Raw genomic sequence first — 25,064 nt, 5'->3', positions numbered from 1 at the left:
AAAATATTGGTGCATATTTTAAAGAAAGTAGGTCAACACATTGTCATTTTATCAATTTGCTGTTCATTTAATTAAAATTATCTTTCGTCTATTCAATGGTCGTCCCATTGTAACAGGGCTTGAAAATATCCCAAGTAATCAACCAGTCATTATCGCTGGAACACATCGTTCACAGACCGACCCATTTTTCATTGCCGAAATAGTCTACCCTAGAGAAGTTGCCTTTATGGCGAAAAGTTCGCTCTTTAAACATAAATTTTTGGCAAAACTCTTAACAGCCGGCAAAGTATTTCCAGTCAATCGTGACAAACCGTCTGCTACTTCAATTAAACATGCAGTCAAAGTGTTACAAGACGGAACCACACTCGGTATTTTCCCCTCTGGCTCTCGTCATACGACTGAAATTAAAGGGGGAACTGCATTTATCCAAAAATTAAGTCAAGCACCGATTGTTCCAGTAGCGATTCAACCACCTATTGGTTTTTGGCAATTTATTACACGAAAAAAAGCTAAAATCGCATTCGGTACACCAATTATGTACAATCCAGATATTAAATACGATAAAACTGTTTTAGCAGAGATTGACCAACAAATCGCTACTCAATTTGAACAATTAGACGCCCAAATTGACCCAAGCTATCAATATATTCCTAAGAAAAAATAATATTCATAACTAAAAGGGGAAGAGATGCTGTCATCAACTCCCCTTTTTGCCTTTTCACATTAAAATGGCATACCCAATGATATTTTTGCATAACGTGACATTCGTTCTGGCCCCCATGCTGGATACCATACAAATTCCACATTCACTTCTTGTATAAAATCAAGTTTCATTAAGGCTTGCTTGACATCAGCCACAATAATATCGGCTAATGGGCAACCCATAGTAGTTAATGTCATTTCAACTAAACATACACCTTCATCATCAATGGTTACATGATATATCAATCCTAAATTCACCAAATCAATCCCTAATTCTGGGTCAATAACCGTTTCCAGTGCAGCAACTATTTCTTCATTTTCCTGCCATTCAGACAAACTGTTCACCTCATCTATTCCTTAATCACTAACTTCTAGTTTACTATTTCTCAAATTTTTTGCAAGTTAAAGTAATTTTAGATATAATAGCCAAGATAAGATTCTTCTTAACACGATAGTCCATTATATAATTTTATCAACATCTTGACGGCTATCACGAAAAATAAATCATTCTTACTCGGGGGTTCTTATGAAACAACATTTAATTGCAATTGATTTAGATGGTACAACATTGAATGACCAATCTCAGCTATCACCTGCTACCATTCAAGCATTAAGAGCTGTTAGCGAGCAAGGTCATCTTGTCTGTATTGTGACAGGACGTCCATTTCGCAATAGTGAAAACATCTATAATGAAATTGGTATCGCAGCACCAATCGTTAACTTTAATGGTGCTCTTTGCCATTTCCCAGGTAAAGAAAAATTCATTCCGAGTTATCATATGCCTTTAAGCAAAGAAATTGCTTTTGACTTGATTGCCAACCAAGATGCACTTGAAATTGACTTACTTTGTGCTGAGGGACGTGACCGTTTATTTACCACTTCAATGAATTTACCGGATAGCCCCTTTTATCCTGTTGACTTGGCAATGGTAGATCGACTGAATCGTGAATCATTAACCTATGACCCAACGGCAATTACAATCTTTTCATCCGAAGAGAAAATGTCAAAAATTGAACAAAATATTACTAAGCACTACGGTGACGAAGTTTATGTAAGAACATGGGGTGGTATCCTACCTTGTTTAGAAGTAGTCAATAAACAAATCAATAAAGCCTATGGTGTACAACGCATTGCTGAATTTTACCGTATTCCAGTCGATAATATTTTAGCATTCGGCGATGAAAATAATGACATTGAAATGATTCAATTTGCAGGCTTAGGTGTTGCCATGAAAAATGCGACCGAAGAAGTCAAAGCTGTTGCCAATGATGTAACTCGCTATACTAATGATGAAGACGGATTAGCTGATTACTTAACACACTATTTTAATTTATAATTTTTAAAAACCCCTACTGATTTGATACTCCAGTAGGGGTTTGCTGTTTAGTAGATACATCAAAAAATGAACTCCCTTTCTACCCTTTGGCAAAAAGGAAAGTCCATTATAATTGTTATTATTTTTTACGCATTGTTTTACGAATATCTAATGATACAGCTGCCACAATAACAATACCTTGGAACACGTTTGTCATCTCTGGTGTAATTCCCAAGAATTGTAAACATGTTTTTAATAATTCAAAGACTAAAACCCCAATTAAAATACCTGGTACACGACCAACCCCACCGGCAGTTGAAACCCCACCGATTGTAGCGGCAGCAATGGCTTCTAACTCATACCCAGTACCAGCTGTTACAGCTGAAGAACCAGTTTTTGCAGTTAATAAGAAACCAGCGACTGCATACAGCGTACCTGCTAAACAGTAAATCATTAATTTAGATTTTCCAGTGTTAACCCCAGATACTTCAGCCGCAACCTCATTACCACCAATCGCATACATTTGTTTACCATAAACTGTATAACGATATAAAATATACATTACAATACCGGCAACAATTGCCACAAATGAAAGATATGGTATTTGAAGTCCACCAATTTTAACACCCTGTGCTCCAAAACGAGTAAACGTTTGATTTAATGAACCAATTGGAGCATTTTGTGAAAGCATCATATTCAAACCGTAAATAGCAATTTGTGTACCCAATGTCGCAATAAATGGTGGTACATTTAAACGTGAAATAATCAAACCATTAATCGCACCAAATAAAAGACCCACAGCTAAAGCCGCTAATAATGCTACAATAATCGGAGAACCTGCAATATTTGGATACATAACCCCCGGTGCATCTGATCTTTGTAAGAAGATAGCTGTCACTACGGAAGTAATCCCAACGATACGCCCTGCAGATAAGTCGGTACCACGAATAATCAGTGGCCCTGAAATCCCCAATGCAATAATAAAACGTACAGATACATTGGCTAAAATATTTTTTAAATTGTTAAAACTAATAAAGTTTTTAGCACTAAACGCTGTATAAATCACCATTAAAATGATAACTACAATTAAGGCATTTTCAATAACTTGTTCTTTAAAACTGCGTTTAGGCTTAATTATTCCATTTATTTTTTCACTCATCTGTAACACTCCTAACTTTGCATGAACTTAGTTGCTAAGTCCATTACTTTTTCTTGTGTCGCTTCTTTAGCATCTAAGAAACCAGAAATTTTTCCTTCACACATTACCATGATACGGTCAGACAACCCGAGAATTTCACTCATTTCTGATGAAATAACGATAATTGATTTTCCTTGTTTGGCAAGTCGATTAATAATTTCATAAATCTCATATTTGGCACCCACGTCAATACCACGTGTCGGCTCATCTAAAATCAAAATATCTGGATTAGTCGCTAACCAACGGGCTAAAATAACTTTTTGTTGATTACCACCAGATAAGTTTTGAATAGCAGTTTCTGGACTTGGCGTTTTCGTACGCATACTCTTAATACCGTCCATTACAACTTCAGCGATATGTTTTTCACTTAATAAACCAAGTTTTGAACGATAATTATTTAAAGATGCCGTAATCGTATTATCACTGACAGATAGCACACCAAAAATTCCTGAACCACGTCTATCTTCTGTCACTAAAGCAAAACCATTTTTAATCGCTTCTTTAGGGTCATTAATATGAATCGTTTTACCACGGTGAATGATTTCAGCACCTGGTAAGCTTTCTCTTAAACCAAAGATAGCTTCCATTAATTCTGAACGTTGTGCCCCTACTAAACCGGCAACACCAAGAATTTCTCCTTCTTTCAATTCAAATGAACAATCTTTAAACGAAAGTGGATTAGGCGATGTATAGTTTTTCACTTCTAAAATATTATTTTCACCTGGCCCAAAATCTTTAATAGGAAATTGGTTAACCAATTCACGTCCTACCATGTGCTTAATAATTTCATTAATGGTAATTTCCTGAGAGTCAAAAGTTCCAACATATTGACCGTCACGCATAATCGTTATTTCATTAGAGATACGTAAAATTTCATCCATCTTATGTGATATATAAATAATTCCCATTCCTGTTTCTCTTAACGCATCAATAACTTTAAATAAATTTTCAACTTCAGCAGCCGTTAATGATGAAGTAGGCTCATCCATGATTAATATTTTTGCCCGATGAGAAACGGCTTTCGCAATTTCTACGGATTGTTGTTGCGAAATCGTCAACTCACCTAATTTCATTTTTGGTGAAACATTTAATCCAATAATATCTAAAAACTTCTTAGCTTCTTCTTCCATTTTCTCATGGTCAACCAATAAGCCTTTTTTCGGATAATTTCCTAAAAACATGTTTTCAGCAATTGTCATCTCCGGAATAGGTTGTAATTCTTGATGAATCATTGCAACACCATGGTCCAATGCTTCTTTAGAATTTGTGAAATTTACTTCTTTTCCCTCTAGTACCACTGAACCATTATCACGAAAATAAATTCCATATAAGCACTTCATTAAAGTAGATTTACCTGCCCCATTTTCACCCATTAAAGCATGAACTGTACCGGCTTTTACTGTTAATTGTGCTTTATCTAACGCTTTAACACCTGGGAAAACTTTTTCAATGTCTTTCATTTCTAGCAACACTTGTTTTTCCACGTTTATCACATCCTTTTTTGCGTCATTTTCACTCATGATGATTTACATATCACCTTGATTAAAAATGGGCTTCTGCTCAAATGCTTGATCAGAAGCCCTCAGTCACTTATTTAAAATTATTCACCATATGCTTCTTTAATACGTGTTTGATATTGTTCAATCGTTTCTTCACGATAGTCTAAACGTTTTAACTGAGCATCTTCTGGTTTAGTTGCTTTAACATAATCATGCCAGAAGTATGGAGAAACTTCTTCACCATTTAATAATTTGATAGCTACTTCAGCAGCTGTATGTGATTGGTTGAAGTGGTCATTTAATACTGTACCTGTGAATTGACCTTTACCGATTAATTCTACAACTTCTGGTAATGCGTCAACACCTACAACGTAGATATCTTTGTTAATTTCACGACCAGCACCATTGATTGCTTGAACAGCACCTAATGCCATACCGTCATTGTTGGAGAAGATAACTTCTAAGTCATCACCATATTGGCTTAAAGCGTTCGCTGCAATTTCTTGTCCTTTTGCTTGATCCCAGTTACCACGTTGTGCTTCACCAAGAATTTCTGTTTTGATTGTTTTATCTAAAGTTTCAACTGAGTATTTAGTACGTTGTTCTGCATCAACGTTACCAGCGTCACCTTGAATCATGATATATTTAACAACGCCGTCGCCGTTAACATCACCATGATTTTCTAAACCTGCAATAATTTCACCTTGGTAAACTCCTGATTGACGAGCATCAACCCCAACATAAGCTGTTTTACCAGGCCATAATTCTAATGTTGAAGATGCTGGTTCACGGTTGATTAATACTACTGGAATATTTGCACTTTGTGCACTCAAGATGATTTGGTCTGCACCAGTTGGGTCTACTAAGTTAGCGATTAATAAATCTTTACCTTGTGCAATAAAGTTATTTAATTGCTCAGTTTGAGTAGCTTGGTCATTTTTACCGTCTTGGAATTCTAAATTGTATGTATTGCCATCTTTTTTACCTAATTCTTCAAAGTATGACGCTAATTCATTACGGAATAATGTCATGAAATTATCGTTGTATTGATAAATAGCAACACCAATTTCATAGGTTTTGCCTTCAGCTCTTACTTGAGTTGGTACATATGATACTAACACTAGCATCAAAGCTAAAAATGATAAAATAATTTTTTTCATCTAACTAAACTCCTTCTCTTCTCTCCAATGCGACAACAACAATCGATTAAGCGCTTAATCACTATGGCTTTAAAGTTTCTCAGTGAGTAGTGATTTGCAGAATAATATCCACTAGCCATTAAAAACATATTATGAAAGCCCTTTAACAGCATTATACAACGACTGTTAAAAAAATACAAGCAAATTTTTCACTTCGTTGAAAAATTTTTTCATTAAATTTTTTTATGAAATTGGTTTAGATAATCTATAGGTAAGCACTAATTTTTGTTCTATTCTAATAATTAATAGAACAAAGCAATTTATAGACGCCATTATCTTTCAAGACAATACATGTTTATAAACATAAATACTTTTTTATATCTCATTAATTGCTAAAACCTTCTTTAAAACATTATAATCAAATCACCTCAACCAGTAATAGTTCAAAAATAGACTATCATTATTAACAATAGATAGAGAGTAATACCTTCTCTATATCTTTTATTCACAATTTCTACCTTCTATTGCCCAGTCCCCATTTAACGAAAAAAAGACAAGTCCACCGACTTATCTTCTAAATAAATTGAGCCATATCATAAACATGAAACTTGCGAAAATCAAACTATCGAATCGATCTAACACTCCACCATGTCCTGGTAAAAAGTTTCCAGAATCTTTAACACCAAAATGACGTTTTAACGAAGATTCAACTAAATCTCCGAATTGACCGACAATCGATAAAATCGCACTCAACAACCATACATGTTCAACTAAACCTAAGTTAGGATTCACAATGCGTGAAAATAAAATCCCTACTAACATCGCAATGATGACGCCACCTAGAGACCCCTCTACCGTTTTATTAGGACTGACTTCAGGTGCTAAAGGTCGTTTACCAAAAAATCGCCCCACCAAATAGGCACCAATATCTGTCGCCCAAATGACAAAGAATAAATACATCAATGTCCCTAATCCCATATCACGAATCACAATGATGAATCGAAAACCAAAACCAACATAAAGTGCTCCAAACATCAATAAGGAAACATTCTCAAAATTCAAATTTTTATAGCGATATACCATCATAATTAATAGTGCCATACCACATAAATAGAATAAAAACTGCGAATTAGTGAGCGTAATCCAACTCAATGTATAATATGGTGGCAATACAATCAATGTCAATGCTAATGTCGCAACTACTCCGATTAAATTAAAATATGGAATATGTTTCATCCTAGCGATTTCAAACAATCCAACTACTGCAAGTACAAAAATCGCAAAAGCAAAGTATTGATTGCCTAATAAAATAAATGGTATAAAAATTGCTAATCCGATGACAGCACTCAATGTTCGAACTCTCAAATTACCACCCTTTCTAACATTTTCTTACAACTTACCAAAACGTCTTTGACGTTTACTATACGCTAACAGAGCTTTGTCAAAATCTTCTGTCGAAAAATCTGGCCACAACACGTCCGTAAAATATAATTCACTATACGCTGATTGCCATAATAAGAAGTTACTCAATCGTTGTTCGCCACTTGTTCGTATAATCAAATCTGGATTAGCAAACTCTCCATAGCGAGCAGTCGTTAAACGATTTGCAATTTGCGATACATCAATATCTGTAATCTCCAACTGCCCCGACTGTACATCTTGAACAAGATTGCGAACAGCATCAACAATTTCTTGTTGCCCACCATAATTAATCGCAAAATTTAGAATTAGCCCTGTACAATGCTGACTTTTTTGAATTGCTTGTTGCAAAATATTTTGCGTTTCTTCTGGTAATTTTGAAATATCACCAATACATTCAACACGACAATTATTTTCAATTAGTTCCGGTAAAAAAGCATTAAAGAACTCTTTCGGTAATCTCATTAAAAATTTTACTTCTTCCTCAGGTCTGCCCCAATTTTCAGTCGAAAAAGCATAAAGTGTTATAATTTTGACACCTAGTTGACTGGCATGCTTTGTTATTTGTTTGATTGTTTCGACACCACGTTTATGTCCTGCAATTCGTGGCAATAATCTTTTTTTAGCCCAACGACCATTACCGTCCATAATGATTCCAATATGGTGGGGAATGGCGATTTTATCTTGTGCCATATTCATTTCCTCGTTTTTACTATTTTTTCTCATTATAACAAATATATTACCAAAAATGAACACCTACCTGTATAAGCAAAAATGGGGCAATCATGCCCCACTTCATCTTGTCATTAAATATTTAAATAGCCCTCTCGTGCAGTCACACCAAAAGCATCAGCCAATTGTTGTAATTGCTCGTCCGTAATCGTTTGTAAAATTTCTCCTTGTGCACGCACATAAGTAAAGACTTGCCCTGCTTTTTCAGCTGTTTCAATTAAACCAAATGTTTCGTCCATATCACGTCCTGCACCATAAATTCCATGATGTGGCCATAACACTAAACGATTTTCTTTGAATTTAGCAGCTGTTGCCTCGCCAATTTCATTTGTACCAGGTACTAACCATGGGATAATCCCTACACCCTCTGGAAATACCACTAAACATTCAGTACACATTTGCCATAAAGTACGTGTAAATTCACGCTCGTCTAAAGAATGCGTAAAGGTCATTGCTAATAAATGACTAGCATGGCAGTGCATTACAATACGATTTTCTGGGTCAACCGATAAACGTGCAATATGACTCATTAAATGTGACGGTAGTTCTGAAGTTGGACGACCACCATTGACAAAGCCCCATAGTAATTCTACTGATTTGCCGTCTTTACCGATACGAATTACACCTAAACTATCTTCTGGGTCTTTTTCAACATTTTTAAAATATTTACCTGAACCTGTAACGATAAAGTAACGTCCTGCTAACGCATCTCCCTCAAAATCAATTGGAATGACACGTTCAACGTGGTTAATATCCAAATACTCAGCTACTTCACTCTCATCTAATAAGTAACTAATATTACCACCATTACGTTCGTCCCAACCTAAACGATACAAGTTGGCAGTTGTATCCATCATTTCACGAACAAATTTTGCATCTAAAATATTTTTCATTTGACTTCTCCTTATTTTAGTTCTACTTAACTATTCCTATGTTATAACATATTATAACACATTTCTTACGAACGTTTGCTCAACACATCTTTTTCATACTGCTCGACTTCAGCAATCCAATCAGTACCGACTGGTACATTGTTTTGTAAGCAATAATAATCCCATACAGCCGCAAATGGCAATGATTTTAATTCTTCTGTTAATGCTAGACGTTTTGTAAAATCACCAGCTAACTCGACTTCTTTTAATGTATCAAGTGGTGCTAATAATGCTAATAAAACTGCTTTAATCGTATTGCGTGTTCCAATTACCCAAGCAGCAACACGGTTGATTGTCGCATCAAAGAAATCTAAACCAATGTGCGTTGTTTCCAACAAATCATTATTAACAATCGTTTCAGTAATGCGTTGCAATACATCATCCATAATAACAACATGGTCTGAATCCCAACGCACAGGACGGCTAACGTGTAAATATAAGCCTTGATTAAATGGTTTAACAGCTGCCATTTTATCTGCCGGGTCTTCTGTTGGGTGGAAATGCCCAGAATCAATCGTCCATAATAAACCACGTGTTAAGGCATACGCTAAGTAAAATTCATGCGTTCCAACAGTAAACGATTCTGCTCCCATACCAAATACTTTACCTTCTACGGCATCAACTGAATATTGTGGATTAATCTCTTCATTTCGCGCTGCATCTAATGCTGCTAATAAACGTTGACGTGGTGCCACTCGGTCAATTGGATTATCTTTTGAGCCGTCAGGTAACCAAATATTATTGACAGATAAAATACCTGTTTCTTTACCAAAATACTCTGAAATACGACGACTACGACGTGTATGTTCAATCCAAAAATCACGAATCTCATCATCAGCAGAGCTTAGTGTTGTGACTGCTGATTTTGGATGAGAGAATAGGGTTGGATTAAAATCAAGTCCTAATCCATTTTTCTTTGCCCAATCAACCCATGGTTGATAATGTTTTGGTTCGATTTGGTCAGAATCAATTTTTTCATCTGTATCAGTATAGATTGCGTGTAAATTTAATTTATGTTTACCTGGAATTAAGCTAAAAGCTTTATCTAAATCATCACGTAATTCTTTTGGCGTACGAGCAGCACCTGGATAATTTCCACTAACTGAAATTCCTCCAGTTAATTCTTGGTCTGGAAATTGAAATCCTTTCACATCATCACCTTGCCAGCAATGCATTGATACTTTTACATTCGCTAGACGTTTCAATACTTCTTCTGTGTCCACACCTAATTCAGCATAACGTGCTTTTGCTAATTCATACGCTTGTACAATTTGTTCTTTTGTTGCCATTTTTTCTGCTCCTTTTTTGATTCGTTTGTATTGAGTTGCCATTCATTTCAAAGTGTTCCTTGTCGCACTATTCTATTTCGGTTCGTTCGGGCTGCCTCGACGTCCACTTCAAAAGTCCCCTTTATGCGATTCTCGCATATCGGTGACTTTCTCCAGTGATTCATTTCAAAGCGTTCCTTGTCACACTATTCTATTCCGGTTCATTTGGGCTGCCTCGACGTCCACTTCAAAAAATCCCTCTGTGCATTTCATGCACGTCGGTATTTTGCTCCAGTGTTTCGAGGCAAAACGCCCTCTCTCACACTATATTTTTCCGGCTCCAAGGAACTGAAATGACATCCACTTCAAAAGTCCCCTTTATGCGATTCTCGCATATCGGTGACTTTCTCCAGTGATTCATTTCAAAGCGTTCCTTGTCACACTATATTTTTTCCATTTCTTTTGTAAATTGTTCTAAAATTGTCGCATCATATTGTGTTTGTGGTAAATATTCTACTACTTCAATTTTTGCACTTAAAAACTCTCGTGCTGCTTGTACATCTTCAAAATGTCCTTGTTGTATCATTTGAACAAGTATATTTCCATATGCTGTTCCTTCGCCAGGCCCTGCTATGACTTTGCGATTTAACAAATCAGCAGTCAATTGATTTAATAAGGCTACATTTGAGCCGCCCCCAACAATATGTAAGGTATCAATAGTTTGATCAGACAATGTTTCAATCCGTTTGATTTCATAGACATAAGACAAGGCAAGATTGGAATACACTGCCATTACCAGTTCACCAATTGTTTGGGGAACAACTTGATTAGTCTCACGACAATATGAGCGAATCGCTTCAATCATATTGTCTGGATTCGTAAACCGGTCATCATTCAGATTAATAAATTGTTGAAATGGTGCAACCGTTGACGCAGCTTCTGCCATTTCAGCATAAGTCAATTCATATTGCGTCATGCGAGCAATTTCTTGAATACTCCACATACCAGTAATATTTTTCAAGAAACGATAGGTGCCGTATGCTCCCCACTCATTCGTGTAATTAGCTAAACGTGCTGCCTCACTATTTATCGGTGTAGTCGTTTCAATACCGATTAAAGACCAAGTGCCTGAACTCAAGTATGCCCAATTTTTACTATTTTCCGTTGCAGGAACTCCGACCACAGCACTAGCCGTATCATGCGTTGCGACAGCAATCACTGTACAATCTGGATAAATCGCTTGTTCGCTCAAGGACTGTTTCAAAGGCCCTACCACTGTCCCACTCTCCACTAGAGTTGGTAAAATCGTTACAGGAACATTGGCTGCCACTAATAATTCATGGTCATAATCACGACTACGTAAATTTAAAAATTGCGAACTTGAAACATTACTTACTTCACCTACTGCTTTTCCTGTAAGAAAATAAGCGATATAGTCCGGTATAAATAACAAACGGTCAGCTTGACTTAATAATGCTGGCTCTTCACGATAAAGTTGATACAATGTATTAAATTCTAAAAATTGGATGCCAGTTTTTTCATAAATAGTTTTTGCACTTACTGACTCAGTATAAGACTCAATCGCACCTTGTGTACGGCTATCACGATACGCAACTGGATTGGCTAATAAGGCTCCGTCTTCATCTAATAACACATAATCAACTGCCCATGTATCAATCCCAACTGTACAGCTATCAATGCCCAATTCCTTAACTTTTCTCAGACCATTCAACACTTCTTGGCATAAATGCTGAATATCCCAACGTTCTTTTCCGTCTCGATAACTAAATCCATTTTTAAAACGATGCACTTCGGTAAACTCAATACTCTCATTGTAATTCGCTAAAATTAAACGACCACTCGATGCACCAATATCTACTGCTACATGATAAGACAATGTGATTCCCTCCTTGTTCTAGCTTTCTATATATCTATTTAATCGCAAATTGATTTGTGTTACAATATCAGTTAAACAGTATAAAAGTATCAAATATACAGGTGAATGATGAACACAATTACAAACTATTTATTACAAAACACACAACATGAAATTGAACAAAGACGTCTGAATCGCTTTATTCCGGATATACCTGGTATTTCAGATGTTCCTACTGGACATGTACCGATTTTACAAGATGCCTTATTCTTTCAAAATAAAGATGTCTTTATTAGTAAACATAGCCGTTACGCTGCATACCCAGAGCATTCACATCAATTTTTAGAATTTAATTACATGGTTCAAGGTGAATGCCAACAAATTATTAATGGCGAACCGATTACTTTGTCAGCTGGCGATTTACTCTTAATGGATACAGGAAGTACGCATTCCATACAACCACTCGGCGAACAGGATATTTTATGTAATCTACTCTTTCATAATAATCACTTATCTTTAGAATGGTTAGGGGATTTAAAAAGTAAAAACAGTCTATTGTACCAAGCATTACTGCACCAGTCATCGTCAAAAAGACAACGTTTTGCCTTAATCAGAGCAAATGAAGATAATCAAATTCAACGTATCATGGAGCAATTGCTGACGGAATATTTCTTGCCGTCTGATTTCTCAGAGTCAATTATTTCACATTATATTCCGATTCTCTTGTATGAAATTGCTCGTCACTTACCTGAATTAACGAGCGACCAATTTGAACAGGCTACACATGAACCGTTTTATAAGGCATTGGACTTAATTGACCGTCAATATGCTCAGTTAACCTTAAATGACGCTGCTCGCATACTTAATTTTAATAAAAACTATTTGAGTAATTTGATAAAAGATAAGAGTGGCAAAACATTTACAGAACTTCTTAATGAGAAGAAATTAAAAAAAGCGCAATTACTCATTCAATCGACAAAATTGCCAATTAATGAGATTGCGCAACAAGTCGGTTACTCCAACCGAACCTATTTTTATAAAAATTACAACGACTACTTTGGTCACTCGCCTGCGTTTGACAGAACACAAGATACGAGTTGAATTGTGAACATTATCTAATAATCTAAATTAAACAGTCTATTTTGGAATAATTTCAATAAGTGTCAATAACTGTAATTATATGAAACGACCTTACTCCACAATATCCATTCACTAAAAAGCTTTTTATCCACCTGCACTCTTATATTTTTTTAATCCTAAAGTCCAAATTGTTTTATATACTAGTACAAAAGATACAATACCTACTAAACTATTGATAAAAAATGAGGTGTTAATCAGCCTATCATTGAATAATAAATCTCTTACAGGAAAATAACCAATAAATCCAAAAGGTATGATTACTAATAAATTACGAATAAAGGCTGGATATATTGACAAAGGGTAATTAGCTAATTGCGAAATTTCCCATATAATACTTTTCAAACCGTCGTTGGAAAGCCACCAGAAAGAAAGACTACTCAAAAACAAGTAAATAGCGTATTTTACTAAAATTGCAGAAATTAAATAAATTACTAATTTTAGTAGAAAAATCGCATTGATTATTTCATTCATTTGAATGAGTGAAAATACTAATAATCCAAAAGAAAAAATCGCTTCGAAGACCGACTCTTCATCTAATTGAAAAATAACAAATTGATATAATATGTTTAGCGGTCTTAAAAGGAAAATATCTAACTCTCCGGTATGAATCATATAAGGAATTTCCAAAACTGTTACAAAAAAGATTTCCCAGATTGAATTAGATAACATAATAAAACTATAAAATAACAGCATCTGATACCCATTAAATTCCCCTAATAGATTTGTCGTATTCATAATAATATATAGTACAAACAAATTAGAAATCGTATCAACAAAAAATCCTAAATTACCTAAAAGAAAATCCACCGGATACAGTTTTATTCTGTTAATATCCATCCTCACAAACGATTTATATAGCGAAATATGAAAACAAATTTCTTTAATCATAGTCATCCTCCCATTATTTCAATTTTTTGATAAATGCTTTTATGTACTATAATTAAAACGATAGAAAAAAACGCCAGCCAAAATAATTGGATTTTTATTGCAGTAATAGCATTAAAAGTAGCAATTCCACTAAGCATAGCTACAGGATAATAATTGATGGAGGCAAATGGTGTGAATAAAACGATTTTTTGTAAGAATACAGGATATAAATCAATTGGCAGTAATCCGCCACCAAATAGTAATAGTAATCCAGATACTAAACTTTTCAAACCACTAATACTGATTAATTGTATAGAAAGGAGACCTACAATGTATCCTAAAATAAAGCTTAATATCCAACTGAACAGTGATGATAAAATGATTAATATTGAAAATTGAGGATTATCCCAATAATAAATGCTTTTATAAAAAAATACAAAATATAATAACCAAATTGGTAAAACACGATAACAAAATCGATACAGCACATGACCACATTGAATACCAAAATTCATAAATAATAGACTTTGAGGTCTTTGTAAAAGTATTGCAATATCTCCCTTTAAAATTTTACTAGATATAAAATCAGCAGAGGAAAATATCGGTAACAATATTGAAAAGGTTAAAGCGAATAAAGTATAAATAGAAATAATATTTGTGTCTATATGTTCAACTTGTTCAACATATTTCCATACATAAAATTGTACCAGTATCGCTACAAAAGTACTCATAATACTAAAGATATTATTCATCTTGTACCGAATATTAACTTTAAATTGGTAATAAGCATACGTACAAATTTGATTCATGCTTCTATCTCCTCGTAATAATGACAATTTCAGAGAAAGTTAGTGGCGCAAAAACAAATTTCTTATCTCCAAACATTTTCTCTACTAATTTTCTTACCTGTTCTTCTGAAATAACCCTTTCATCAAAATAATATTCTTTTGATGAAATATTTTCTGTTAATAATTTGAGTTCGCTTAAACTATATTCAAACTTTTCTACTGTCTCAATCGTAACCTTTCGATAGAAACTATATCGATTTTTATACTCCGACACAGTTCCATCAAATACATTTTTTCCTTCACTTAAAAGAATAATTCGATTACATACTTTTTCAATTTCTTGAAAATCATGACTTGTAATTAAAAATGTTGTGCCTTTAGCTTGATTGACTTTTAAAATAATTTCCATTAATTTTTGTTTAGTTTTCACATCCAAACCAATAGTAGGCTCATCCAATACGACTAACTTCGGAGAATGTAAAATAGAACATATAAATTCTGCTCTCATTCTCTGTCCTAAAGACAATTCTCTCACTGGCTGTTCAACAAATTCTTTCACTTCTAGTTCTTCAATTAACCAATTTAACCATTCTTTATCTTCTTGAGTATACTTTTTATAAATTTTTTGCAAAAAATAAAACGAATCAATTAGAGGTAAATCCCACCAAAGATGTGATTTTTGACCGAATAATACTCCAATATTTAAGGCATTCTTTTTTCGACTTATGAAAGGGAATTTATTAAAAACCATAATAGAACCTGAGTCCGGAGGCATAATACCTAAAATCATTTTGATTGTAGTGGATTTCCCCGCACCATTTTCCCCAATATACCCTACTATTTCACCTGAATTTACATTGAATGATAAATCATCAATAATTAATTTTTTCATTTTCCTCGAGAAGATTCTCTTTAATACAGATTTTTTTAATTGATTCTCAGTATCTATATAGCTCTTATTTACATTATTTAACTCAATTAACAATATTTCCCCTCCAATCATCTATCCTTTAATTCATTGATACTAAACGTCTTATTAAGTAAATGAAAACTTCTAAAATTCGACAAAGTATAGGCTCCATATTCAGGAAACAATAATCATGGAACTAAGCAGAATGTCCATAAATTTTAACAACTGGAATTAAAGATACTGATTTATCAACAATCTTATCCATCGATTTGTTAGAATTTACAACCTTTGACCAGTTCCTATAGAAAAATAGTCATTTTTTGGTTTACGATGGTGCGACTTGGCACAAATCAAAAATCCTTGTTATTCCTGAAAACATTGGTATTACACGCATACCACCCTATACATCCGAAAGGAATCCCATAGAACATATCTGGAACAAATACGAACTATGGGATATAAAAATGAATGTTTTAACTCGTTAAACGATGTTGTTAATCGACTATACGAGGCAATCAATAAGTTGACGAATGATACAGTTAAAAGTATTACCCCTAGAGATTAATTTACATTGAGAATGACACTCTTACTCAAACTCTACATCTGTTTGGTGCATCTCAAGCATTTCACGCATTTTTGGTAATATTTCTTCATACGCATTTAACATATCTTCTTCTACAGGCTCACCTTGAGCATAGGCAGCTAAATTTTGGAGTGCCAACATCCAACGTGTTAAATAGTGAGCTGTCGACTCATCAATCGCTTCAATCCAATTAGTGAAACGCAATGTCGTCACATTTTCTTCTCTTGCGATTAATTCAATTGCTATTGTACTATTGTCCCACGTAAAAGCAACTAATTCAGGTGCTTCAACATCTAAAATCATATAATCTGCCATTGCATCATCACTTCGATATTCGAGCGTTCCACCTGCACGGAAATCAGTCCACTCTAACTCACTAAACCATTTTTCAGTTTCATTCACAATAATATTCCACAAGAAATCAGCTGAAACATTTACTTCACCGTCAAAGTCAATTGTTAAACCATGATGATGATGTCCTTCATGGTGGTGATGTCCACAACCACACTGATGACCATGCTCATGGTGGTGATGATGTCCATGGTCATGCCCTCCACAGCAATGTTCACTGTGGTCGTGGTGACAATGGTGTCCGTGGTCGTGTCCACAATGACAATGTTCACCGTGTTGATGTTTTGTTTCTTCTGTTGACATAATTAAAACTCCTATCTTTTTTTGATCACTCTCGTTCGCCTATTTTTATTCCGGCTCCAATGAGCTGAAATGACATCCACTTCAAAAGTTCCCTTGATGCGTTTCACACATCCGGAAACTTTCTCCAGTGGTTCATTTCAAAGCGCTCATTGTCGCACTATTTATTTAAATTTTGGTTTATAAAATTGGCGTCTGTCTAATGCATAAACTGGTTCTGAATAATCGCCACCTTCAACTTTATTGACAGCTGTTAACATCATATTGATATTAGCATCCATTAAATCGATTTGATGTACCAATTCAGCTTCTAAAATTTGTGGGACAACTGGACTACCGAACTCCAGTTTACCATGATGCGCTAGCACAACATGTTTTAGCAAAATAATGGATTCCATTTCAGGATTAATACCAATCTCCGTACAAGCACGGTCGATTAGCTCACTCATCAATACTAAATGCCCCATTAACTTGCCTTTTAACGTATATTCTGTCGAAATCGCTCCACTCAACTCAATCGTTTTCCCAATATCATGTAAAATCACACCAGAAATTAACAGGCTGGCATTAAGGTCTGGATAAATTTTTAGCAAAGCACGTGCAATACGCAACATCGAAACTGTATGGAAACTTAAGCCACCAGCCATTGCATGATGATGACGTTTTGCAGCTGGAAAGACATAGAAATCTTCATCCACCATTTTCAAAACTTTATGTACGACTCGAATAATATTTGGTTCTTTTATCAGAAAAATAGCTTCATTAATCTCACTCTCAATTTCGGAACGTTTTACACCAATATGTTCAACATATAAAGTAGGATCATCCGGCTCACCTGCTTCAGCTAAACGAATTTGCTTAATTTTTACTTGTGGCTTACCTTGATATAAATCTTTTTCTCCACGTAAAAAGACAACACGTCCAGCTTTAAAGCGATCTATTTCTTCCTCAGTCGCTGACCAATACATTCCTTCAATCGTAGCAGACGAATCTTGAAAACTAAATGCGATAAATGGATTACCATTTTTTGCAACACGTACATCTGCACTCTTTAATAATACAAATAATGCAAATTCTTCTCCTACTTGAACATCTTTCAATAAATAGCTCACTAATTTACCTCCTCTCCTGAAATAGCGATTGATTCCTCTAATTTGATGACTGGTAACTCTGCAAATGTTTCATTCGCTTGTGGGTCAAATGTAAAGAACAATACTTGCGTTGTTTTACTGAACGCCAATAAAACTTGGTACATACTTGTCTTACGATATTCATCAAAATTAACAAATGCGTCATCAATCATTACTGGTAATTTTACCATTGCCGTAGCACTTTCTACAAATGCCAATCGTAAGGCAACATATAGTTGCTCCAATGTTCCTTGAGAAAGTTCATGTAGCTCAAATAAAATTCCACTAAACTGCATGACTTTCACACCTGTTTGATTCAACTTAATTTGGTTATAGCGACCATAACTTAATTGCTCAAAAATTTGATTCGCTCGTTCAACAATCGTTGACACTGGATTATCAATTCCATGTCGCAATGTTTTGTAAATAATATTCATCGCTAAACGTTTCGTTCCCCACATTAAAATAGCTCGTTGAATTTCTTCTTTCTTATTCGCTAATTGCTGCATTAAACTTTGATATGTGCCGTCTTGCTCTAAGTAGCGAATTTCCACTTCTAAATTAGCTCGTTGCGTATGATGTGGCGATAATTGAAGACGAGCTTGCTCTAAAGCAGATTCTAAACGCTTATAATCCTCTACCAATGTTTGCTTGTTTTCTACCAATGCCAATGCCTCTTCGAAACCAGCCATTTGGTCTTGATAGAGCACCTGTTTTTCTTTCAATTCTTCGATTCGCTCATTGATTAAAACTTTTTGTGAAAATTCAGCTTCATTTTGACATTCCGTCTGATTTAAAATCTCATTTACTAATTGCTGATGTGCAGTAGTTTCTCCGACTAATTGCTCGATTTGTTGTTGTGCATCACTAATTTTTTCTTTTAATGACTGCCCTCGTAATTGCGTTACTTTTAATTGTGCTTCAATTTCTTCCACAAATCTTATTTTCGCTCTTGTGCTATCTTCTTCCGGTGGAAATCGCTCAAAGAATGGTTGTAGTAAAATCAGCCACTGTGTAATTTTTTGCTCTAACTCTTCTTTTTCCAATTCAAATTTCTCATGTAATTTTTTAGCATCAAAATAAGTTTTTACTGGATTAGTTTTCAGTACCCATTCTGCATCCGCAGTAGGATAAAAACCAATGCCTACGAGCCACTGTTTTAATAGATGCTCAATATTATTTTGCTCTAACACAATCGCTTCTAATGCTTCTTCACGCTGATTAATTTGAATGCCTACTAATTTGCTTTGTTCTTGATACGCGATATCCTTTTCACGCAGCTCATGGATTTTCTTCAAAATCGGACTATTATGAAATTGGTTAAACTTTTTACGATGATTATAAAAAATCGATAATAGACTTGCTAACCCAATAAAGATTCCTACAATACCGACCCAAAACAGTACCGTTAACTCATCATGTTGTGCAATAAATTGGCTAACAGCGATAAAAAGACCAATTACAAAAAATAAAGCTCCTAAAAAGTAATGATTTAAACTAGTTTCTTCAAAAAGGATTGCTTCTTCATTCATTCTTTGATTTTCAAGTTTTGCGACTTGTGAACGAACGATAGCACTGTAATTTTGCTGCTCTTTACGTTGCTCAATATAAACTTTACGTTCAGCTTTTAAATTTTCTTCCTGCTTAGTAAACTCCAATTTTTGAGCCTGTAAATTCAATCCTGTTTCGACCTTTTGCAAATACTCTGCCTCTTGCGAAACTTTTTCTGGATAGAACTGACCACGTATGGCTAACTCATTCATCAGTGTTTTTTGCTCAGAGATACGTTCGATTAATTGTTCAATTTTCGATTGTAATTCTTTCGCCTGTTGGGTTTCTGCCCACCATTTTTTACGTTCTGTCTCATGATTCACTGCCCAATTATAACGTGTCATCGTGCCAATTTCGCCCTCAATCAGCGTAATTTTTTCTTTTAATTGGGCTATTTCCTGCTCATTTTTTTTCATTTCTGCTAAAGCATTTTTTAATTGCTCCGGAAAAGCTACTGGAATATCCGTATAAACCAAGCCCTCTAATTCACGAGTGGCAGCACGATGTTTTAAATAACTATCATAACGACCAATTAACTTGTCTTGTTCACGCATTTGCAAATCCAATTGCTTAATCTGCTCATCAAGTGCTTGAATTTGAGCAATTTCTTCATCACGTTGTATTTTTAATTGGTCATACTTAGATAAAGTCCGTTTTACTTCTTCAACTCGCTGTGCTAACTCATCATACTCGACTAACAACTGATTAAGTGGACGGCTATGTCCTTGTGGTCGATACAAATCATCCGATTCTTTTTCAAATTGTTTAGCACCTTTTAAAAATTGGTCGCTCCCAACTGTTCCGATACTCAAAAAATAATCATTCATTTGTTCTGCATCGAGTTTTGCTAATTCTTGCAAATTTTTCAAATTAAATGCATAAAAAGTATCAAATAATGTTTCATCAAGTCCTGACAATAAAGTATCTAATAATTCCGGTTCATACACATCACCATTTGCAGATTGAATGGATAAACCTTGCAATGTCCGTTCTATCCAAATATCACCATACGGCGTATCCACCAGTAAAATACGCCCACCATATCGGTCGCTCTGCTTTGGCTCATACCTATTTTGCTGATTGACTCGTTTGCGTTTCGTTGGAAATCCAAATAAGATACTACGGATAAAAGACTGTAAAGTGGATTTTCCTGCTTCATTTGCACCATAAAACAATTGTAATTGCTCACTAATTTCGAATTGCTGATTGACCCACTTTCCATATCCATAAATATCTAGGGTCTTAATTCTCATCCACTTCACCACCTTTCTCTTCCATACCAAATGTCTGCACCAATAAATTTTTAGCAGACTGCTTCATTTCATGCTTCAAATGCTCATCTAATTGCAAAGCGTGCTGATATTTTTTCAATAGACTATGCTGAAATAATTCACTCATAACGTCTTGATAAAGTGTCCCAGTTTCCAATTCCGAGATAGCTTGCGTATAGCTTTCTTGTAGTTCATCATCATAATTGAACACTTGTAACGACACATCACTCGATTGAATAATTTTGATAATTTGAACAAAATGGCTATTATCCGTATCTTGCTCAAAGAAATCCATAACTTCTTTACTCGCTAATGCTGCTAAAATTTCTTCACTCAAACGTTGGGCTTGTGTTAACTCGATTGTCACCAAATAAGATTGTTGTGTACCAATCGATTCACTGCGATAGTTATCAATAATTTGGCGAATTTCATTTACCAAATCCATAACTTGCCAATTCGATTGACTCTCTAATCTTGCCTGTTCCCACACAACTGGAGCTAGTGAAATAAACTCACTGCGAACGGGTTGTTGTGCTGTTAATTCAATGATATACGCACCTTTATCTCCCATTTCAAGACGATGACGCCCTTGAATCGTGCCTGAATATTGAATCAATGGCACAGATGATAATAGTTTTGCTTGATGTACATGACCCAATGCCCAATAGTCATATTGCTTACCAACCAAATCTCCTACTGAAAAAGGGGCATAATTACCTTGTTCTTCGACATTTCCATGCAATAAACCAATAGTAAAATCCGTTTCATAAGGATTTACAGGATAATCTTTTGCCTTTTGTTCCTTAATCCAACGTTTAGTGTAGCTAAACCCATAGAATCGAACCGTTTCACCTGTTTTACTAGTAAAATCAAATGCACGAATCGTTTCATCAGCAAATACATAAACATTTTCTGGATATTTTGGTGACACCTTTTCTAAATCAATATAATCATGATTGCCATGCGACAAAACAACTTGAATTTCAGCTTGCTTTAAGCGCAGCATCTGCTGATAAAAAAAGTGTTGAGCTGCAATGGTTTGTTTCGTTGCATCATACAAATCACCGACAATCACCATTACATCAACTGCTTGATTAATCGCAATGGAAACACATCGTTCAAATGCCAAAAATGGAGCTTGAATCAGCATTTGCTGTAAAGTCGCATCTTGTTTTGCTATGCCAGCAAAGGGTGTATCAAGATGTAAATCTGCAACGTGTAAAATCTTCATGCGACTTTTCCTCCTCTAAAATTTTTTCGCTGATTTCTTAAAAAATACCAACTGCCGTAAATCGTAAACCGATTAACATACAGTTGGTACAAAACACCTGTTCAGTGAAATAGACAGTAGACAGCTTAAACTATCTCTGAATACTCCTCCTTAACAACTACGCATTATCCTTTGTACCTGCATAAACTTCTTGCAATGGTACTGTAATAATACGATTGATATCTTCCATCACTTGACTTAATTGGCGTTCACTCTCCATTAATTTTTTAATGGATTCATTCGCCACTACTTTTTCAGAAAATTCTTGATAGTGTTTAATTTCTTCTTCGGTTGGTTGTTCGCCAGTCATTTGTTTCATTTGGAATGATTGTGTTAATTGTTTAAATTCTTCAAACAAAGCATTTGATGCTTCATCTTCTTGAATAGCTTTCATTGAACTAACTAATGTTTTATAAGCATCCAAATTTCTTAAATCTCGTTCTAATTGATTCGCTGTATCGTAAATATTATTTTGTGACATATACTACTCCTTATTCTAGTTTTCACTATATTTTTTGCATGTCTTCTAAATCTTAAATTGTCTTATAAAACGATTTAACTAGACAATTAATCGCACGCAAATGTTTGTCTATCTCTATTAATCATCATAACAAAATCATGCCATTTCTACAATGAAAATGTAAAAATATTTATAAAATTCTTTCAGCTACTCAACAATGTTTAAAATGGCCATTGTAAAGTACTTGCCCACTCTCGAACATCATGCAGTAACTGACCAGCACCGTCACTCAAATTACCAGCTTTCTCACCCAACCAATTACCAGCATTATCAAAAAATGATGAAAAATCAAAATCTGAAAATAAATTTGAGAAGTCAAGATTATTCGCAATCGACTGATTCGTATCTTCGGTCATTTGTGATGCCATGCCAACTGAGAAACTTGTTTGTGGGGAATTATACATCAAATTAGTTGTCTGAATATTAAATAATTTCCCCATACCTGTCGGCATTAATTCATCGAGATTACCGTCATTGACATTATCTAAACCAACCCACGTGACAATCGTAAAATCTGGTGTGTAACCAACCATCCATTTGTCACGAGTTTGCATATTTCCCTCACTCACTTCGGTACTACCAGTCTTACCGGCAATTAAACCAGCATCTGGTCCAGCACCATAAGCTGTACCATAGCCACCATAAGTATCCAACATCATACTCGTCATATCAGCTGCAACCTTTGGTGTCATAACTTTATACTTAGTCGGACGCTCATTATTGTAGACAACCTTACCGCTCGCATCTTCAATTTTACGAATGAAACTACTCTCATAACGAATTCCGTCATTTGCAAAAGCTGCGTACGCAGTCGCTAATTGAACAGGCGACACCCCTTTTTGCAGTGCACCTAAAGCTAATGTTAAGGCTTTATCTTCATTTGGCAATGAAATACCAAATTGTGACAATTTATTCACAGCCGTATCAATTCCAAATTTATCCATTAAATAAACAGCAGACGTATTTTTACTTTGAGCCAATGCATAATATAATGGTACTTCACCACTTTCAGCTGTTTGACGGTCATAGTTTTCCGGCGCATAATTATTCGTGCCATATCCTTTTACAACGTCAGGAACATTCGAGTGAATGGTATAACCACGCTCTAACGCTGTCACATAAACAGCTAAAGGTTTAATCGTTGACCCCGGTGAACGATGCATATCCGTTGCACGATTAAAGCCACGATAAGTATATTCGCCTCGACCACCATAAATCGCCATAACTCCACCATTACTTGGATTGACGACTACACTCGCACTTTGAACCACTGGTTCCGTTCCGTCATCACCAAAAATCCAATGATTCGTATACGCATTGTCTAATACATTTTGATATGCAGTATCCAAATGAGTATAGATTTTATATCCTTTTGATAATAAATCTTCTTCTGGGATGCCAATTTTATTCACTGCTTCTGTTATCACAGCATCAAAATATGCTGGATATTCGTGACTAGGGTCTTCGTAATAACCGTCATACACATTAATACTAGTCGCTTTAATACTTTCTGCATCGCTTTGACTAACAATGCCCTCACTCGCCATTAAATCAGCCACTACATTGCGACGTTTAATCGCAGCCTCATAATCATCGATTGGATTATACAAACTTGGCCCTTTTAGCATACCAGTTAATACCATACTTTCAGCGTAATCCAAGCTATTGGCACTATGTCCAAAATATTTTAACGCAGCATCTTCAATTCCCCATACACCATTACCATAATAGGCATGGTTTAAGTACATTTCTAAAATTTGATCTTTCGTAAATTGCTTTTCAATTTCTAAGGCTAAAAAAAGTTCTTTTAACTTACGTTGAATTGTTTGGTCCAGCGTTAAAAACGCATTTTTTGCAAGTTGCTGGGTAATTGAACTTCCTCCCCCACCTGATGTATTACGATTCACTAATAAACGGACAACTGCACGTCCCATACCGACAATATCAAACCCATTATGCTGATAAAATCGTTTATCTTCGGTTGCGACAACTACTTCTCGCATTGCAGGTGAAATATTTTCTAAACTAACATAAGTTCCTTTTTGGTCTTGAAGTGAACCAGCCATTTCATCACTGTTATCATAAATCGTTGTATGTGACCTTAACGCTTCTTGTAATGTTGATACACTTGTCGTCTTTGCGATTAAAACTAAGTAAGATGACATCATTAATGTCACACTCATGCCAATAAATATAAGCCACTTCCAACCACGATAATATCGCCACACATTTTTTATACCATTCCAATAATGTCGCCAGCCTTTTCGATTCGCTCTCATATCAGTGACACCACCTTTCAATCG

General features: G+C 35.1%; 22 protein-coding genes. 4 read left to right on the top strand and 18 right to left on the bottom strand.

All coding sequences use genetic code 11. The features are described from left to right. Positions 1-40 precede the first annotated feature (40 nt). The gene (locus JDW14_04545; protein QQD66369.1) at positions 41-664 is read left to right on the top strand and encodes a 1-acyl-sn-glycerol-3-phosphate acyltransferase; all 624 of its coding nucleotides are present in this window, start codon (positions 41-43) and stop codon (positions 662-664) included. Positions 665-723: 59 nt separating this feature from the next. Here JDW14_04545 and JDW14_04540 read toward each other — a convergent pair whose 3' ends face one another. After that, positions 724-1,038 (bottom strand): metal-sulfur cluster assembly factor, encoded by a 315-nt coding sequence (locus JDW14_04540; protein QQD66368.1) that lies wholly within the window; start codon positions 1,036-1,038, stop codon positions 724-726. A 190-nt stretch (positions 1,039-1,228) separates the two neighbouring features. Here JDW14_04540 and JDW14_04535 point away from each other — a divergent pair, with 190 nt between their 5' ends. Beyond that, complete coding sequence (locus JDW14_04535; GenBank protein QQD66367.1) at positions 1,229-2,038, top strand: HAD family phosphatase; 810 nt, start codon at positions 1,229-1,231, stop codon at positions 2,036-2,038. Positions 2,039-2,156: 118 nt separating this feature from the next. Here JDW14_04535 and JDW14_04530 read toward each other — a convergent pair whose 3' ends face one another. The 8 genes from JDW14_04530 to rhaB all read right to left on the bottom strand — a co-directional run bounded on the left by JDW14_04530 (position 2,157) and on the right by rhaB (position 12,101). Then, positions 2,157-3,176 carry a beta-methylgalactoside transporter gene (locus JDW14_04530; GenBank protein QQD66366.1) on the bottom strand — a complete coding sequence of 340 codons (1,020 nt, stop codon included), beginning with the start codon at positions 3,174-3,176 and terminating at the stop codon, positions 2,157-2,159. Between the two features lie 11 nt (positions 3,177-3,187). After that, positions 3,188-4,699 carry a sugar ABC transporter ATP-binding protein gene (locus tag JDW14_04525; protein QQD66365.1) on the bottom strand — a complete coding sequence of 504 codons (1,512 nt, stop codon included), beginning with the start codon at positions 4,697-4,699 and terminating at the stop codon, positions 3,188-3,190. Positions 4,700-4,815: 116 nt separating this feature from the next. Further along, positions 4,816-5,874: a galactose ABC transporter substrate-binding protein gene (locus tag JDW14_04520; GenBank protein QQD66364.1), complete on the bottom strand. Its 1,059-nt coding sequence runs from the start codon at positions 5,872-5,874 to the stop codon at positions 4,816-4,818. A 546-nt stretch (positions 5,875-6,420) separates the two neighbouring features. Beyond that, a complete protein-coding gene (locus JDW14_04515) occupies positions 6,421-7,218 on the bottom strand; it encodes a phosphatidate cytidylyltransferase (protein QQD66363.1) in 798 nt (265 codons plus the stop codon). A 24-nt stretch (positions 7,219-7,242) separates the two neighbouring features. Next, the gene (locus tag JDW14_04510; protein ID QQD66362.1) at positions 7,243-7,998 is read right to left on the bottom strand and encodes an isoprenyl transferase; all 756 of its coding nucleotides are present in this window, start codon (positions 7,996-7,998) and stop codon (positions 7,243-7,245) included. Between the two features lie 80 nt (positions 7,999-8,078). Further along, positions 8,079-8,897 (bottom strand): rhamnulose-1-phosphate aldolase, encoded by an 819-nt coding sequence (rhaD, locus tag JDW14_04505; GenBank protein QQD66361.1) that lies wholly within the window; start codon positions 8,895-8,897, stop codon positions 8,079-8,081. A gap of 65 nt (positions 8,898-8,962) precedes the next feature. Then, on the bottom strand, positions 8,963-10,225 hold the full coding sequence (locus JDW14_04500; protein ID QQD66360.1) for an L-rhamnose isomerase: 1,263 nt from the start codon (positions 10,223-10,225) through the stop codon (positions 8,963-8,965). Positions 10,226-10,646: 421 nt separating this feature from the next. Further along, positions 10,647-12,101 (bottom strand): rhamnulokinase, encoded by a 1,455-nt coding sequence (gene rhaB, locus JDW14_04495; GenBank protein QQD66359.1) that lies wholly within the window; start codon positions 12,099-12,101, stop codon positions 10,647-10,649. 108 nt (positions 12,102-12,209) lie between these two features. Here rhaB and JDW14_04490 point away from each other — a divergent pair, with 108 nt between their 5' ends. Continuing rightward, a complete protein-coding gene (locus JDW14_04490; GenBank protein QQD66501.1) occupies positions 12,210-13,181 on the top strand; it encodes a helix-turn-helix domain-containing protein in 972 nt (323 codons plus the stop codon). A 123-nt stretch (positions 13,182-13,304) separates the two neighbouring features. On the opposite strand, the gene JDW14_04485 is transcribed toward JDW14_04490, so the two are convergent. The 3 genes from JDW14_04485 to JDW14_04475 are packed head-to-tail and all read right to left on the bottom strand — an operon-like array spanning position 13,305 to position 15,860. After that, positions 13,305-14,108: an ABC-2 family transporter protein gene (locus JDW14_04485; GenBank protein ID QQD66358.1), complete on the bottom strand. Its 804-nt coding sequence runs from the start codon at positions 14,106-14,108 to the stop codon at positions 13,305-13,307. 2 nt (positions 14,109-14,110) lie between these two features. After that, positions 14,111-14,896, bottom strand: a complete 786-nt coding sequence (locus tag JDW14_04480; GenBank protein QQD66357.1) for a hypothetical protein — start codon at positions 14,894-14,896, stop codon at positions 14,111-14,113. Between the two features lie 4 nt (positions 14,897-14,900). Further along, the gene (locus tag JDW14_04475) at positions 14,901-15,860 is read right to left on the bottom strand and encodes an ATP-binding cassette domain-containing protein (protein QQD66356.1); all 960 of its coding nucleotides are present in this window, start codon (positions 15,858-15,860) and stop codon (positions 14,901-14,903) included. A gap of 245 nt (positions 15,861-16,105) precedes the next feature. Between JDW14_04475 and JDW14_04470 the strand changes: the two genes are divergently transcribed. Then, a complete protein-coding gene (locus JDW14_04470; GenBank protein ID QQD66355.1) occupies positions 16,106-16,270 on the top strand; it encodes a hypothetical protein in 165 nt (54 codons plus the stop codon). A gap of 101 nt (positions 16,271-16,371) precedes the next feature. Here the strand turns inward: JDW14_04470 and JDW14_04465 are convergent, their stop codons facing one another. From JDW14_04465 to JDW14_04440, 6 genes are all read right to left on the bottom strand, one after another. Then, a complete protein-coding gene (locus tag JDW14_04465) occupies positions 16,372-17,022 on the bottom strand; it encodes a hypothetical protein (GenBank protein QQD66354.1) in 651 nt (216 codons plus the stop codon). Positions 17,023-17,183: 161 nt separating this feature from the next. Next, complete coding sequence (locus tag JDW14_04460) at positions 17,184-18,119, bottom strand: HD domain-containing protein (GenBank protein ID QQD66500.1); 936 nt, start codon at positions 18,117-18,119, stop codon at positions 17,184-17,186. A gap of 11 nt (positions 18,120-18,130) precedes the next feature. Further along, a complete protein-coding gene (locus tag JDW14_04455) occupies positions 18,131-20,953 on the bottom strand; it encodes an AAA family ATPase (protein QQD66353.1) in 2,823 nt (940 codons plus the stop codon). After that, entirely contained in the window at positions 20,943-22,202 is a 1,260-nt protein-coding gene (locus tag JDW14_04450) for a DNA repair exonuclease (GenBank protein ID QQD66352.1), read from the bottom strand. The genes JDW14_04455 and JDW14_04450 overlap by 11 nt, the downstream gene beginning before the upstream one ends. A gap of 157 nt (positions 22,203-22,359) precedes the next feature. Continuing rightward, entirely contained in the window at positions 22,360-22,722 is a 363-nt protein-coding gene (locus tag JDW14_04445) for a YlbF family regulator (GenBank protein ID QQD66351.1), read from the bottom strand. Positions 22,723-22,922: 200 nt separating this feature from the next. After that, the gene (locus JDW14_04440) at positions 22,923-25,040 is read right to left on the bottom strand and encodes a PBP1A family penicillin-binding protein (protein QQD66350.1); all 2,118 of its coding nucleotides are present in this window, start codon (positions 25,038-25,040) and stop codon (positions 22,923-22,925) included. Positions 25,041-25,064 lie beyond the last annotated feature (24 nt).

The organism is Aerococcaceae bacterium zg-252, assembly GCA_016237705.1.
GTDB lineage: Bacteria > Bacillota > Bacilli > Lactobacillales > Aerococcaceae > Globicatella > Globicatella yangjingiae.
This window is presented reverse-complemented; position numbering and strand designations above follow the sequence as displayed.